Here is a 14,887-nt window from a genome sequence, read left to right on the forward strand (position 1 = left end):
CTTTTTTAAGTTAATTATTTATCCGGATGAATATAAAATTGCTCCAAATTGGCGAATGAATGCATTGTAATCGCTTACACGGTGTGCTACTATTATTCTCATAAATTACTGTGAAGGACTGACCACTGATGGCAAAAACTGAATTTCAAAAAATGATGGACGAGGAACTCTATGATGTCAACGATGAAAAGCTGGTTACGGATCGTTTTGCTGCCCGCGATTTATATGAAGAATTAGATACGATTCCCTTCCGTGAGAAGGATCGCGTCACGGCGTTGGTGACGAAGTTATTTGGATCGGTTGGGAAGAATGTTGAGATTCGACCTAGATTTGCTTGCGACTACGGCTACAATATTCACGTTGGGGATAACTTCTTTGCCAACTTTGACTGTATTTTGCTGGATACTTGTGAGATCAATATTGGCAATAACGTGTTATTGGCACCAAAAGTTCAAATTTATACGGCCGGCCATCCATACAACTTGGAGGCGCGGACGTCCTGGCTGGGTTACGGGAAGCCTGTCACCATCGGCAATAACTGCTGGATCGGTGGGAATGCCGTGATTGTGCCGGGCGTGACGATTGGCAATAATGTTATCGTTGGTGGGGGCGCGGTCGTCACCAAATCATTTGGAGACAACGTCGTCATTGCCGGTAATCCTGCACGAATCGTGAAGCATCTGGACGCTGAAGGCAACGTGATTCCAGAGAAAAAGTAGATTTATCCGCATAAAAACTACCTAAAGTTGGCGGTTTAGTGGGAAATTTGCTATGCTAGTGTTAATCAAACAAATTGCGAACAAATTTGGGGCCGTTGCATGGCGGCTGGTGGTGTTTGCGCAAAATGTAAAAAACGTTACCATGAGCCACTACCGTCCGGCATGGATACGAACTATGGGAGAGTAACTATGGAAAACAAATACCAAAGAGTCAAGGACTCTCTGAAGGAAGCAATTCTTTCCGGGAAGTATCCGATCGATGAAAAATTACCAACTGAAACAGAACTGATGGAACAGTTTAAGGTTTCTCGGTACACGATTCGTCGTGCCGTGGGGGATTTAGAGACCGAACATTTCATCTACCGGATTCAAGGTGGCGGCATGTTCGTTCAGGACTGGCACAAGGACTGGACGACTGAGAACGATAGTAAGATGATCGGGGTCATCACCACCCATATTGCCGACTACATCTTCCCACGGATCATTTACGGACTAGATGAGGTTATTTCCGATAGTGGCTATTCAATGTTGCTGGGAAATACGCGGAATAACCATGACCGTGAGCGTAAACACTTGATCAACATGCTTAATAGCAAGGTTGCCGGGCTAATCATCGAACCGACCCAGAGTGCCTTGCCCAATCCCAATATGGATTTATACCAGGAAATTAAGGATGACCAGATTCCCGTGCTCTTCATTAACGCGGCTTATCCACAGCTGGACTTTCCGTACGTCAATACGGCGGACGCTAAGACTGAGAAGAAGCTCGTGGAATACTTGTTAGGCATGGGTCACGAGAGCATTCTGGGCATCTTTCAAGTTGATGATATCCAGGGGGTTAACCGGATGAATGGGTTCGTTCAGGCCTACCAAGAGCATCCGGATATTTCCTATAAGAGCAATCTGATTATGTACCAGTCCGGCGATGACTTTGAACGGATCACTAGCCGGGTGGCCTCTTATATAGATAGTACTGATCGACCAACTGCGATTGCCTGTTACAATGATCAACTGGCTATCCCGGTCATGTCCTACGTTAAATCGCGGGGACTGCGGGTACCACAGGACATTTCAATCGTGGGCTTCGATAACTATCAGATGTCGCAGTATATGAGTCCCGGTCTGACCACGCTCAATCACGTGAAGGATGTCATGGGGGAAGATGCTGGGCGGATGATGCTCCAGTTGTTGAATAAGCAGCCGGTGCAATCGATCACCTATGAACCCGACTTAATTGTTCGACAATCCACGGCGGCACCGAAGCACGTGGACTAGATAGGTTAGGATGAATTTTGGACCAACCTCGGTGATTGGCGCTATGACAACTCAAAACAGATAACTTTGAAGGCTTACGGAAAACTTCCGTGAGCCTTTTTGGTTGTGCCGCTGTCAATCAATGAACTTGCACGTGGGGTTAATCGACCAACTGAGGGGGAGTGGGCACCCAATTGTGGGGATTGTGGCAATCGCCCGATAACTAACCAACCAACTGAATGGATCGGAAATGTGGAGACGGAACTTGTCCGATTAAAAAAACATTTCCCAATAAACTGGCCTGTACCGCGAATTGATTGAAAGGGTTCGGTTGAAGTAAAAGGCTTAACTTAGCGGTATTCGGAAACGCTTTCAAAAAAATAAAACGACGCAAACCCGTGTTATAGCAAGGGTTTTCACGAGATATTAATCCGCATATAAAAAATAGGTGTTGATTTATGCGTATAAATATAATACACTAAGTTTGTTCAGAAATGAAAACGCTTCACAAAGTTAACCGGAATTTTAGGGCTGGCCGGCCAGTCCAGAAGGGTGATTAACACCAGGTGGAACTGCTTCATTTCTATCAATAGTTAAGCGGGAAAAGCCATTATTTAGTTTTTATCTTTGACCCCTTTAAACTTAGGAGGAACGAAATTTGGAAGCGAAAGCGGAAAAGAAAGTTTCAAGTAAATTCATATTCTTCTTTGGATCGTTCGGTGGAATTCTGTTCGGTTACGATATCGGTGTTATGACCGGTGCCTTACCATTCTTGAAGACCGACTGGGCATTGACTAACGCTTCATTAATCGGTTGGGTTACTTCATCAGTTATGTTCGGTGCCATCTTCGGTGCCGCAATTGCTGGTCAACTTGCCGATAAGTTAGGTCGTCGGCGGATGATCTTGTTGTCATCCTTAATCTTCGCTGTTGGATCAATCCTTTGTGGGTTTGCTCCTAACGGTGGGACTTACTACTTAATCGGGATGCGGATCTTCTTGGGGTTAGCCGTTGGTGCTGCCTCAGCCTTGGTCCCAGCCTACATGTCAGAAATGGCACCAGCGCGTTTGCGTGGTAACCTTTCTGGGATGAACCAGACCATGATTGTTTCTGGGATGTTAATTTCCTACGTTGTCGACTTTCTCTTAAAAGACATGCCTGGTAACTTATCATGGCGTTTAATGTTAGGCTTGGCTTCAGTGCCAGCCTTCATCCTCTTCTTCGGGGTTCTGAAATTACCAGAATCACCACGTTTCTTAATCAAGACTGGTAAACTCGACGAAGCACGTACTGTTCTTTCATACGTACGTAAGCCAGAAGAAATTGACCCAGAAGTTGAATCCATTCAAAAGACTGCTGAAACTGAAAAGAGTAACTTACAAAAGACTTCATGGGCTACTTTATTCAACAGCAAGTATCGTTACTTAGTTATTGCCGGTGTTGGGGTTGCGACTTTCCAACAATTCCAAGGTGCCAACGCGATCTTCTACTACATTCCATTGATCGTTGAAAAGGCTACTGGTAACGCCGCAAGTTCTGCTCTGATGTGGCCAATCATTCAAGGTGTTCTGTTAGTTCTTGGTTCATTACTCTACATCGTGATCGCTGAAAAGTTCAATCGTCGGACGTTGTTGACTATGGGTGGTACGGTTATGGCTCTGTCATTCCTGTTACCAGCTATCATCAACAAGTTAGTTCCTAATGCAAGTCCAATGATGATCGTTGTCTTCCTGTCAATCTACGTTGCATTCTACTCATTCACTTGGGCACCACTTACCTGGGTCCTCGTTGGTGAAATCTTCCCATTAGCTGTTCGGGGCCGTGCATCTGGTTTAGCTTCATCATTTAACTGGATCGGTTCATGGGCTGTTGGTTTGATCTTCCCTATCTTGACTGCTGCAATGTCACAAGAAGCTGTGTTCGCTATCTTCGGTATCATCTGTGTATTCGGTGTTCTGTTCATTCGTTTCTGTGTTCCAGAAACTCGTGGTCACTCACTTGAAGAAATCGAAGCTCGTGGGACTAACCATGGTAAGAACAAAGAAGCTGCAAACAACGACTAGTAATTCTCGATTTAAAATTATTGGGAGGTAAGTTAAATGAACTTAGTTGAAACGACTCGCGCTATCGAGGCCGGTGAGGTTTCCTTAGGGATTGAGTTAGGTTCAACCCGGATTAAAGCGGTATTGGTCACTGATGACTTCAATACTATCGCCTCAGGCAGTTATGTTTGGGAAAACCGCTTTGAAGACGGTGTCTGGACATATCCTATCGACGAAGTTTGGACTGGGATTCAACAAAGCTACACGCAAATGGCAGCCGATGTACAAAGCAAGTACCACAGTGCTTTGACTAAGATCAGTGCCGTTGGGGTTAGTGCCATGATGCATGGTTACTTGGCCTTCGATAAGAGTGGCAAATTGTTGGTACCATTCCGGACTTGGCGGAACAACATCACGGAACAATCCGCTGATGAATTGACCAAGTTGTTCGATTTCAACATTCCACAACGTTGGAGTATTGCTCATCTGTACCAAGCTATCCTGAATGGTGAAGACCACGTTCGCAACGTGAACTTCATTACCAGTTTAGCCGGCTACGTAACTTGGAAATTATCTGGCGAAAAGGTCTTAGGTGTTGGGGATGCTTCTGGTGTCTTCCCAATCGATGACAAGACGGGTTCTTACGACAAGAAGATGCTGGACAAGTTCAGCAACCTCGACAACGTTAAGCAATACCCTTGGGACATCGAAGACATCTTGCCTGATATCTTACCAGCTGGTAAGGTTGCCGGTCACTTGACCGCTGAAGGGGCTAGTCTCCTGGATGCTAATGGCAACCTGGAAGCCGGTAGTGTGATGGCACCACCTGAAGGGGATGCTGGTACCGGGATGGTTGGTACGAACAGTGTGCGGAAGCGGACTGGGAATATCTCCGTTGGGACTTCATCCTTCTCCATGAACGTCTTGGACAAGCCATTGACTAAGGTTTACCGCGATATTGATATCGTGATGACCCCAGATGGCTCACCAGTTGCCATGGTCCACATTAACAACTGTTCTTCAGATATTAATGCTTGGGCTAGTGTCTTCAACGAATTTGCTGCCCGTTTGGGTGTTGAATTGAAGCCAGACCGTCTGTACGAAACGCTCTTCTTAGAAGCAGCTAAGGCAGACCCAGATGCTGGTGGATTGGTCAACTACAGCTATCAATCAGGTGAAAACATCACCAAGATCAAGGCTGGTCGTCCATTATTCGTCCGGACACCAAACAGCAAGTTTAGCTTACCAAACTTCATGCAAACTCAGTTGTACGCTGCCTTTGCACCATTGAAGATTGGGATGGACATCTTGATCAATCAAGAACACGTTCATACCGATGTTATGATTGCCCAAGGTGGTTTGTTCCGGACACCTGTTATTGGTCAACAAGTATTGGCCAATGCGTTGAACGTGCCAATCACTGTTATGAGTACTGCCGGCGAAGGTGGTCCATGGGGGATGGCGGTCTTAGCTGTATATGCTAAGCGCGATACCGATGAATCATTGGAAGACTTCTTGGATAAAGAAGTGTTCACGAACCCAGAATCCATGACTTTGAGTCCAGAACCTGATGGGGTTGCTGGATACCAGAAGTTCATCGAAAAGTATCAAGGTGGCTTGCCGGTGGAAGCTGCCGCTGGCGATGCAATTAGCGACTAAGAGAGGAAGTTAATTGAATGTTAGAGGAATTAAAGCAAGAGGTTTACGAAGCCAACATGCAATTGCCAAAACTTGGCCTGGTTACCTTCACTTGGGGTAACGTTTCCGGGATCGACCGGGAAAAGGGTCTGTTCGTCATCAAGCCTTCTGGGGTTGACTACGACAAGTTAAAGCCTAGCGACTTGGTCGTCGTAAACTTGCAAGGTGAAGTTGTTGAAGGGGATATGAACCCATCCAGCGACACACCAACGCATACGGTACTTTACAACGCATTTCCAAACATTGGTGGGATTGTGCACACGCACTCTCCATGGGCCGTATCCTTTGCTGGCGCCAACTTAGACGTTCCAGCAATGAACACGACACACGCCGACACGTTCTACGGTGATGTTCCAGCGGCCGATGCATTGACCAAGGAAGAAATCGAAGAAGATTATGAAGGCAATACGGGTAAAACCATTGTCAAGACCTTCAAGGAACGTGGTTTGGATTACGAAGCTATTCCAGCCGCTCTGGTTAGTCAACATGGTCCGTTCGCTTGGGGTCCTACTCCAGCCAAGGCCGTGTACAACGCCAAAGTTTTGGAAGTGGTTGCTGAAGAAGATTATCACTCCATGCAATTAACCCATAAGAACCTGGAATTGCCACAATATCTGTTGGATAAGCACTATTACCGTAAGCACGGTAAGAACGCTTATTATGGGCAAAACAATGCCAAGTCGCAGAGTCATGCGGCGCGTGAATAATCTGGTATCAATTGCTTCATGAATAACAATCAATTATATAGAAGGAGTGCTTAAATTATGTTATCAGTTCCTGATTATGAATTTTGGTTTGTTACCGGTAGTCAACATCTCTATGGTGAAGAACAATTGAAGTCTGTTGCCAAGGATGCCCAAGACATTGCCGACAAGTTAAACGCAAGCGGCAAATTACCTTACAAGGTTGTCTTCAAGGATGTTATGACGACTGCCGAAAGCATCACTAACTTCATGAAGGAAGTTAACTACAACGATAAAGTTGCCGGGGTTATTACCTGGATGCACACGTTCTCTCCAGCCAAGAACTGGATCCGTGGGACTGAATTGTTGCAAAAGCCATTACTTCACTTGGCTACGCAATACTTAAACAAGATTCCATACGCTGACATTGACTTTGATTACATGAACTTGAACCAAAGTGCGCATGGTGACCGTGAATATGCTTACATCAATGCTCGTTTACAAAAACACAACAAGATCGTTTACGGCTACTGGGGTGACGATGAAGTCCAAGACAAGATTGCTTCTTGGGAAGATGTTGCTGTAGCTTACAACGAAAGCTTCAAGGTTAAGGTTGCTCGTTTCGGAGACACCATGCGTAACGTTGCCGTTACTGAAGGTGACAAAGTACAAGCACAAATCCAAATGGGCTGGACTGTTGACTACTACGGTATCGGTGACTTAGTTGAAGAAATCAACAAGGTTAAGGATGCTGACATCGACAAGGAATACGCTGACTTGGAAAGCAAGTACACCATGGTTCAAGGCGACAACGATGCTGACAAGTACAAGCACTCAGTACGTGTTCAATTGAAGCAATACCTTGGAATCAAGAGCTTCTTGGAAAAGGGTGGCTACACTGCCTTCACCACGAACTTCGAAGACCTCTGGGGTATGGAACAATTACCTGGTTTAGCCGCACAATTGTTAATTCGTGACGGTTATGGATTCGGTGCCGAAGGTGACTGGAAGACCGCTGCTCTTGGCCGTGTCATGAAGATCATGTCCCACGGTAAGAAGACGGCCTTTATGGAAGACTACACGCTTGACTTACGTGAAGGTCACAAGGCTATTCTTGGCTCTCACATGCTGGAAGTTGACCCAACTATCGCTTCCGACAAGCCTCGTGTTGAAGTTCACCCATTGGACATTGGTGGTAAGGCTGACCCTGCACGTCTTGTCTTCACTGGTTCAGAAGGTGACGCCATTGACGTTACTGTCTCTGACTTCCGTGACGGCTTCAAGATGATCAGTTACGCCGTAGCTGCCCACAAGCCAGAAGCTGAGACTCCTAAGTTGCCAGTTGCTAAGCAACTCTGGACACCAAAGGTTGGCCTTGAAAAGGGTGCCTTAGCTTGGATGCAAGCCGGTGGTGGTCACCACACCATGCTCTCATTCGCTCTGACTGAAGAACAAATGGAAGACTTTGCTACTATGGTTAACATGAACAAGGCATTCATCAAATAGTCATTAATGGCTGAAAAAATGGTTGGGGTTGCCGAGAGCAGCTCCGGCCATTTTTATTTAACCAGTCAAGCGGCCGACGATTGTGATGTGAGATGGGTAAGTGAGACAGTGAAAATGTGGTCAGGCAGGCTCTAGATGGTGAGTCGTCGTTCTCAGCAACGTCTTGAGGCGTTGATTGCGCACTGAGAGGGACGATTGATTCGTTGCGGGGCTGTGGCGGCTGGTTTCAGCTGTGTTGTTAGCTATTATGCATTATCAGATCGGGTCGTGGTTTCAACAGGACGTGCAAGGAGGAAGAGGATATGGGAAAATCAGAAAAAGAGAAAATGATCACCGGCGAGTTGTTCGACGTGTATAATGACGAATTGGTCGCAGAACGGGGTGCTGCTCGTAAACAGGTCGAGGCAATCAACGCCCTGGGTGAAAGTGATCCCGAACAGAGCCAGAAACTGATTAAGAAGCTCTTCGGTTCCACGGGTAAGGACGTTAGTGTTCATGCGAGTTTCAAGTGTGATTACGGTTATAACATCTACGTGGATGAGGATTTCTTTGCCAACTATGATTGTGTAATGCTTGATGTTGCCCCCATTCGAATCGGTAAGCACTGCCTGTTAGGACCCAAGGTGCAGATCTATTCCGTAAACCATCCGGCAGATCCTAAGTTGCGGCGTAATGGTGCCATGGGCATTGGTAAGCCAGTGACAATGGGAGACGATGTCTGGGTCGGTGGTGGTGCCATCATCTGTCCTGGCGTGACGTTAGGGAATAACGTCATCGTCGGTGCTGGTAGCGTGGTCACGAAGTCCTTTGGGGACAACGTGGTCGTTGCAGGCAATCCAGCCCGGGTCGTCAAGCACTTGGATTAGACCGACTATACCAGGTTCATGGGGTGAAAGATACCTTTGAACGCTAATCCGGTATTAAGTGACTCATCAGAGCGCTTCCATCCTTATGGGTGGGGGTTTCCGATGAGTCACTTTTTTTGTGGAAAAAATCAATTTTCGAAAAAAGTTTTTAAGCAAGCGGTTGCTTTCATACCGGGATTTGTTAAAGAAAGCGCTTTGAAAAATCATCCGCATAAGAGAAAATACTATTGATTTATCCGTATAACTGTTTTAAAATATTTGTATTGCGTTTGTGAAAACGTTTTACCTAGCTTCTGGTAAACACTGGTTTTCCTGACGTTGAAACGATAACTATGATTTATCGGACCAATATACCTTTAGCCCGATTTGGCACAGAGAGAACACGCAGAGACATTGGGAGGTATTTTTAAAGTGAAAGGCAACAAGAAAATTTCAAGCGGTTACATCTACTTTTTCGGCTCCTTTGGGGGCATCTTATTCGGTTATGATATCGGGGTTATGACGGGGGCGTTACCCTTCCTCGAGACGGACTGGAGTCTATCAAACGCAACGTTAATTGGCTGGATTACCTCGGCTGTCATGTTTGGGGCGATCTTTGGTGGCGCGCTGTCTGGTCAGCTGTCAGACAAACTTGGTCGGCGGAAGATGATTCTGCTCTCAGCCCTGATCTTTGCGCTGGGGTCACTGATGTCCGCCATGGTTCCTAACTTGGGTGAGTACTACCTGATTGGGGTTCGGATCTTCCTCGGCTTGGCTGTGGGGGCTGCTTCAGCTCTGGTGCCAGCATACATGTCCGAAATGTCTCCAGCTCGGCTACGAGGCCGACTGACTGGAATCAACCAGACCATGATCGTATCAGGGATGTTGATCTCCTACGTTGTTGACTTTCTTTTGAAAGGGCTGCCAGAAGCTTTTGCTTGGCGGCTGATGCTGGGCTCCGCCGCAATTCCCGCAATTATTCTCTTTGCTGGGGTTCTCCGGTTACCAGAATCACCACGTTTCTTGATTAAGAACGGCCAATTAGACGCCGCGCGGACGGTCTTGAGCTACATTCGCCCAGCCGATGAAATTGACAACGAAATTGAGACGATTCAAAGCACGGCCAAGACGGAAAGCGTTGCGGCCAAGAACACTTCTTGGGCAACGTTGTTCTCCGGAAAGTACCGGTACTTAGTCATTGCTGGGGTTGGTGTCGCTGCCTTTCAACAGTTCCAGGGTGCCAATGCCATCTTCTACTACATTCCATTGATCGTGCAACAAGCTACCGGGAGTGCCGCTAGCAACGCGCTGATGTGGCCAATTATTCAAGGGATCATTTTGGTTACCGGGTCGTTAGTCTTTCTGTGGATCGCCGATAAATTTAATCGGCGCGCACTGTTGATCTTAGGTGGCGCAGTGATGGGTCTATCCTTCTTACTGCCAGCCTTTCTGAACGTGACTCACCTCAACAGTAACCCCATGTTAATTGTGGTGTTCCTGTCCATCTACGTGGCGTTTTACTCCTTCACGTGGGCTCCATTGACTTGGGTCCTTATCGGTGAAGTCTTCCCGTTGGCAGTGCGTGGTCGGGCTTCCGGTTTGGCCTCGTCCTTTAACTGGATTGGGTCGTTCGCAGTGGGACTGTTATTCCCAGTCATGACGGCGGCAATGTCTCAGGAGGCGGTCTTTGCCATCTTTGGGGTAATCTGTCTTCTGGGTGTTGCCTTCGTCCGGTTCTGCGTGCCAGAAACTAAGGGACGGACGCTGGAAGAAATCGAACAACAGGGGACGCGTGCCAAAGAAACCGAAACTTTGGCGACCTCTGAGGATTACACGGAATAAGTTAACTATTAAGCAAAAAAGTCACAAGGACCTGCGGATTTTGCTCGCAAGTCCTTGTGACTTTTTAATTACTATTTACTGAGATTAAATGAAGCAGACCCAGCTACCCATGCCTAACAACCCAATGCCAACGATCGTAAAAATGATCAGTAAGGTTTTGGTGTCAGCATCAGCCTTGTGGTTTGTTTGTGGAAATAACTTAAAGATGATTAGGACCAACAGCGCAATGCCCGCTAATAGAATTAGTGCCCCCGTTAAGATATTGTGCGACATCATCATGATATTCTCCCCCTTCAACTGGTTTCATTATAACGGCTCGGCTAGACTTATGCCAGAAAAGGGTGAAATAATTCCCGTGGATTCTACGCCTATGTTAAAATATATCGTGATTAGAAGAATTTTACCCACGCCTACTGCGGTAGGATCATCGCAAGTAATCAAGTGGTGTCAATTTGTAAGTAGAACTAACAGCACATAAGGGGTGACGAGAATGATCGATAAGCCAGAAGTAAGTGCCAGTGCTCTGTGGCTAACGCCGTTGGAGCAGGGGATTATCCGCATTGGATTCGCCGATGACGGGCGGGAACTTTTAGGGCCCGTTCAGAAGATCACGTGGCAGGTCGAACAGGGCCGGGTCCACTTGGGGACACCATTTCTCATTGTTAGTGGGGTTAATGAAGAATTAACGCTGCACTTCCCGTTTGCCGGGAGGATCGCGCAAATCAATGAAGACTTAGCGGCTCACCCGGAATGGCTGAACAATCGCAATGACGATCTCGATTGGATGGTCGACCTTGCGATTGAATAGAAGGGAACTTATGGCATGGAATTAACGTGGCAGGTAACAGCACCGGTGACGAGTCTCAAGCGGTTCTTGAACCAGCAGGGCGTCAGTCACCGGGTTTTTAGTGACTTGAAAGAAAACGGGACGATTCGGGTCAATGACACGGTCGTCACTCCCGCAGTAACCTTGAAGGTGGGGGATGTGGTGGCGGTTACGCTACCCGCCGAAGCGGATGATCCCGATGTAGCGACGAGCACGGTCCCAATTACCGTTTTATTTGAAAATCGAGACTGGCTGGTGATCGACAAGCCAGCCGGACTTAACGTGGTACCTGGCCCCGCCAACCGAACGGATACCCTGGTTAATCGCATCAAGGGTCACTGGGCACAAACGCAGGCGGAAAACCGGGTGCCCCATATCTTAACGCGGCTGGACCGGTTCACCAGTGGGGTGGTCTGGGTTGCCCGACACCGTTTGGCCAATAGCCTAGCAAGTCAGTTGCAGGCCCAACATCAGGTGGATAAGCGTTACCTGGCCATTGTCAGTGGTCGGCTGTCACAGGACCACGGCATGATTGATGAACCGCTGGCGAGTGACCCGACCGGCTATAACCAGATGGTCTCTCCCGCCGGTAAGCCAGCACAGACCGAGTACTGGGTCAAAGAACGTTTTGACCAGGCAACCCTCGTGGAAGTTAAGCTACATACGGGACGGACGCATCAAATTCGGGCCCACTTTGCCTATTTGGATCATCCCTTGATCGGTGATCATCTCTACGACGGCCCTGAAATGGGTGGGATGGCGCGGCAGGCCTTGCATGCGCATACCCTGAGTTTTACCGATCCCTTTACCCAAGAAAACCGATCGTTTATGAGCGAGGTGCCGGCCGATTGGCAGCAGCTCGTCAAGCAACTAAGGAGTGACAGAAATGGCAACTGAACAACTTCACTGTTTAGTCGACGGTGAACCTGTGGCCTTGGAAGGCAGTCTACAGCTGGCCGAATTAGACGCCGGCCTGAGAAATCGAATTAAGCGGGATTATCCGCAGAGTAAGCCCACTGACTATATCTGTGGCCATCACCTGTTAAAGTACCGTCTGGAGCACGTAGATGCCCTGATCAATGCCGATATGAAGCAGACCAAGAAGATCAATCAGAAGCTGACTAAGGCCTTGCAGAGCGATGACTACGATATTATTGACGTGAATGATAGCTTGTCGGAGAGTCTGACATTTGGGCAGAAGGTGTCCGATGATGTGGCCCGCTTTGGCGGTTCCTGGGGCTTTATCTTTGTTTTCATGTTCGTGTTGATCGGGTGGATGATCGTCAATGGCTTACATTTATTTGGGGTCAACTTTGACAACTACCCCTTCATTCTGTTAAATTTAGTATTAAGTTGCGTGGCGGCGATTCAGGCACCCATCATTATGATGAGTCAGAACCGTTCCGCCGATCGTGATCGCATGATGGCCGAAAACGACTACCACGTTAACCTGAAGTCGGAGCACGAGTTACGTCTGCTCCACGCCAAGGTCGATCACCTCGCACAGAATCAGGTCCCCCACACGATGGAGATCGCACGTTTTCAACTTGAAATTTTAGGCGAAATTCGCCAAGAACTAGCCGAATTACGGGCGCACGACGCCGGAAGTTCAGATTCGGCAAAACGAAGGGAGTCTCCCCATGAGAACATGGATAACAGCTAGCGCTTTATTTGCCGTTGGGCTGATATTTGGTAAACGGGCCGCAGATCGCAGGGCCAGTAGTGTTCGGCCGTTAGTTAGCGAGAACTAATTACACGGCGAATTAGGCTTGATGTCGGTGGCTTCGCTGCCGCTACGGCTGAAGTTCCGCGACCATCTAAGCGTCATGACAGTTACATAAGTGGGCGGAAAGCTTTCCGCTCAGTTTGGCAAATCCTTTGACAAACGCAGCATCCTCCGTTAGGCTAGTGAAAGAACTAGAAATGGAGGATTTTTTGTGATAATTCGCGAGGCTCAACCGGCGGACGCTCCTCAGATAGCGCCGTTGATGAACTTGATCTACGATGAGATGGAACTGACAGATTTGGAAGACGTTCCCGAACCCGACTTATTGAAGGCCATTACGGCGGCGTACCGGACCCGGACATACTTGTCTGGACCGGCAACCACAGTAGTGGCCGAGGCCGATGGCCAAGTCGTGGGGATGGCCTTTGGCTACCCCGGAGAACGAGAAGAAGCTGTAGACGATGTCTTTACGCAAATCACTGCCAAGAGTGCTGCGTTTGATGTCCCATTTGAGACCCAGTCGGAAACGGCCAAGGGTGAGTGGTATCTGGATTCACTGGCCGTATCGCCCGACCATCAAGGGAAGGGAATCGGTCACCAGTTATTACGGGCGCTGCCACACTACGCGCGCCGGGACAATCAAGCCGTGATCGGTCTGAATGTGGACCTGGAGAACCCGGCCGCTATGCGCTTGTATAAGCGGATGGGGTATGAGGTTTCCGGTAAGCAGATGATTGGGGACCATCACTATTATCACATGCAATTAGAGATTGGGCAGCGTGCCCGGGTTGCGAACTAACTAGATATTGACGTGAGAGGCCGGGATAATTGTCCTGGCCTCTCTTTTAAGAAATATTGCCGGCGTAAATGAAATTTTATTTGGCCACAAATATTGGTATAATACTGATTGCTGGTAAGCAGTATCCGCTCAGTACGTATATGGTTAAAACTGTCGCCTGCGGCTGCCAGGGATTCCGCCGCTGTGGGGACCGCCTGCAGCCGAAGAGCGGGCTTCCGGCTCGGTTTGAAACCTCGCAAAATTCGTGCGAGTTTCCAAACGCGTCCCACGCTGTAAGACCGGGAAAAGGCAATCACCCGGTCTAACACCGTCGTCACGGCTGGCTACATCCCTGGCCTCCTCCGGCTTGGCTAGTTTTGACAAAACGATGGTTTGTTTTCTTCTTTGACGGTGAGCTGAGCGTCTGTATTTTGGCTAAATTTGGGTTGGTATGAGAGCCAGTCTTAAATCTATGCCACAAAATATCACGTCTGGGACAAGGACATCTAATTTGCTAAAAATAAACGAAAAATTAGGAGGAATAATCACATGAAAGACAATATTCAAATGGGTGATGCTGAATTTGCCCAAATGATGCTGGTTCTCAAGGAACCCGTCACGCAGGCCAACCACAAGGAGTTTAAGTTCCTTGATGGCACCGAAACTGGTGAAATGCAGGAGATTGCGCCCGACATCTGGGCGATGCCAGCTTACATGCAGGAAGACGATGACTTTACGATGTTTTTCCTAACCACGCAGATTGAATCCGGTGAGACCGTGATGGCGTTTGCGACCGGGGAAACGGCTGACGGGGACTTCCGCTTGAGCCAACCAATGGTGACTGGCGCCGGCTTAAACCTGCTAAATGACCAACAACCCAACCGGGCTAAGCGTGTTTTGAAATTTTTAAACGACATTTCCAAAGCTGATCAGGGTGACTGGCGGATGGTTAACGACTAAATAATTTGA

General features: G+C 47.9%; 14 protein-coding genes. 13 read left to right on the forward strand and 1 reads right to left on the reverse strand.

The window, feature by feature from the left end; translation table 11 throughout:
- Positions 1-128: 128 nt before the first annotated feature.
- From ACEPSU_RS04325 to ACEPSU_RS04360, 8 genes are all read left to right on the forward strand, one after another.
- A complete protein-coding gene (locus ACEPSU_RS04325; protein ID WP_395322939.1) occupies positions 129-719 on the forward strand; it encodes a sugar O-acetyltransferase in 591 nt (196 codons plus the stop codon).
- A gap of 189 nt (positions 720-908) precedes the next feature.
- Complete coding sequence (locus tag ACEPSU_RS04330) at positions 909-1,994, forward strand: GntR family transcriptional regulator (protein ID WP_020089609.1); 1,086 nt, start codon at positions 909-911, stop codon at positions 1,992-1,994.
- Positions 1,995-2,631: 637 nt separating this feature from the next.
- A complete protein-coding gene (locus ACEPSU_RS04335) occupies positions 2,632-4,035 on the forward strand; it encodes a sugar porter family MFS transporter (protein ID WP_395322940.1) in 1,404 nt (467 codons plus the stop codon).
- 36 nt (positions 4,036-4,071) lie between these two features.
- Positions 4,072-5,673 carry a xylulokinase gene (locus ACEPSU_RS04340; RefSeq protein WP_395322941.1) on the forward strand — a complete coding sequence of 534 codons (1,602 nt, stop codon included), beginning with the start codon at positions 4,072-4,074 and terminating at the stop codon, positions 5,671-5,673.
- A 17-nt stretch (positions 5,674-5,690) separates the two neighbouring features.
- Entirely contained in the window at positions 5,691-6,419 is a 729-nt protein-coding gene (locus ACEPSU_RS04345) for an L-ribulose-5-phosphate 4-epimerase (protein WP_395322942.1), read from the forward strand.
- A 57-nt stretch (positions 6,420-6,476) separates the two neighbouring features.
- Positions 6,477-7,901, forward strand: a complete 1,425-nt coding sequence (gene araA / locus ACEPSU_RS04350; protein ID WP_395322943.1) for an L-arabinose isomerase — start codon at positions 6,477-6,479, stop codon at positions 7,899-7,901.
- Between the two features lie 302 nt (positions 7,902-8,203).
- Complete coding sequence (locus ACEPSU_RS04355) at positions 8,204-8,767, forward strand: sugar O-acetyltransferase (protein ID WP_020089604.1); 564 nt, start codon at positions 8,204-8,206, stop codon at positions 8,765-8,767.
- Positions 8,768-9,178: 411 nt separating this feature from the next.
- A complete protein-coding gene (locus ACEPSU_RS04360) occupies positions 9,179-10,588 on the forward strand; it encodes a sugar porter family MFS transporter (RefSeq protein WP_395322944.1) in 1,410 nt (469 codons plus the stop codon).
- Between the two features lie 84 nt (positions 10,589-10,672).
- Here ACEPSU_RS04360 and ACEPSU_RS04365 read toward each other — a convergent pair whose 3' ends face one another.
- Entirely contained in the window at positions 10,673-10,867 is a 195-nt protein-coding gene (locus ACEPSU_RS04365) for a hypothetical protein (RefSeq protein WP_260339852.1), read from the reverse strand.
- A 211-nt stretch (positions 10,868-11,078) separates the two neighbouring features.
- Here ACEPSU_RS04365 and ACEPSU_RS04370 point away from each other — a divergent pair, with 211 nt between their 5' ends.
- The 5 genes from ACEPSU_RS04370 (at position 11,079) to ACEPSU_RS04390 (ending at position 14,878) form a co-directional block, all read left to right on the forward strand.
- On the forward strand, positions 11,079-11,396 hold the full coding sequence (locus ACEPSU_RS04370) for a hypothetical protein (RefSeq protein WP_020089601.1): 318 nt from the start codon (positions 11,079-11,081) through the stop codon (positions 11,394-11,396).
- 15 nt (positions 11,397-11,411) lie between these two features.
- Positions 11,412-12,311 (forward strand): RluA family pseudouridine synthase, encoded by a 900-nt coding sequence (locus ACEPSU_RS04375; RefSeq protein ID WP_395322946.1) that lies wholly within the window; start codon positions 11,412-11,414, stop codon positions 12,309-12,311.
- Positions 12,301-13,077, forward strand: coding sequence for a DUF1003 domain-containing protein (locus ACEPSU_RS04380; RefSeq protein ID WP_020089599.1), 777 nt, complete (start codon positions 12,301-12,303; stop codon positions 13,075-13,077). Before ACEPSU_RS04375 ends, ACEPSU_RS04380 begins: the two co-directional genes overlap by 11 nt.
- Positions 13,078-13,351: 274 nt before the next feature.
- A complete protein-coding gene (locus ACEPSU_RS04385; RefSeq protein ID WP_020089598.1) occupies positions 13,352-13,939 on the forward strand; it encodes a GNAT family N-acetyltransferase in 588 nt (195 codons plus the stop codon).
- 528 nt (positions 13,940-14,467) lie between these two features.
- The gene (locus ACEPSU_RS04390; RefSeq protein WP_020089860.1) at positions 14,468-14,878 is read left to right on the forward strand and encodes a hypothetical protein; all 411 of its coding nucleotides are present in this window, start codon (positions 14,468-14,470) and stop codon (positions 14,876-14,878) included.
- Positions 14,879-14,887 lie beyond the last annotated feature (9 nt).

Source organism: Levilactobacillus parabrevis, assembly GCF_044051715.1.
Classification (GTDB): Bacteria; Bacillota; Bacilli; order Lactobacillales; family Lactobacillaceae; genus Levilactobacillus; species Levilactobacillus parabrevis.

Excerpts from the sequence above, each read along its gene's own strand:
- ACEPSU_RS04340 (WP_395322941.1), top strand. The coding sequence starts at position 4,072 with ATGAACTTAGTTGAAACGACTCGCGCTATCGAGGCCGGTGAGGTTTCC.
- ACEPSU_RS04390 (WP_020089860.1), top strand. The coding sequence starts at position 14,468 with ATGAAAGACAATATTCAAATGGGTGATGCTGAATTTGCCCAAATGATG.
- ACEPSU_RS04325 (WP_395322939.1), top strand. The coding sequence starts at position 129 with ATGGCAAAAACTGAATTTCAAAAAATGATGGACGAGGAACTCTATGAT.
- ACEPSU_RS04365 (WP_260339852.1), bottom strand. The coding sequence starts at position 10,867 with ATGATGATGTCGCACAATATCTTAACGGGGGCACTAATTCTATTAGCG.
- ACEPSU_RS04345 (WP_395322942.1), top strand. The coding sequence starts at position 5,691 with ATGTTAGAGGAATTAAAGCAAGAGGTTTACGAAGCCAACATGCAATTG.
- araA (WP_395322943.1), top strand. The coding sequence starts at position 6,477 with ATGTTATCAGTTCCTGATTATGAATTTTGGTTTGTTACCGGTAGTCAA.
- ACEPSU_RS04375 (WP_395322946.1), top strand. The coding sequence starts at position 11,412 with ATGGAATTAACGTGGCAGGTAACAGCACCGGTGACGAGTCTCAAGCGG.
- ACEPSU_RS04380 (WP_020089599.1), top strand. The coding sequence starts at position 12,301 with ATGGCAACTGAACAACTTCACTGTTTAGTCGACGGTGAACCTGTGGCC.
- ACEPSU_RS04370 (WP_020089601.1), top strand. The coding sequence starts at position 11,079 with ATGATCGATAAGCCAGAAGTAAGTGCCAGTGCTCTGTGGCTAACGCCG.
- ACEPSU_RS04355 (WP_020089604.1), top strand. The coding sequence starts at position 8,204 with ATGGGAAAATCAGAAAAAGAGAAAATGATCACCGGCGAGTTGTTCGAC.
- ACEPSU_RS04330 (WP_020089609.1), top strand. The coding sequence starts at position 909 with ATGGAAAACAAATACCAAAGAGTCAAGGACTCTCTGAAGGAAGCAATT.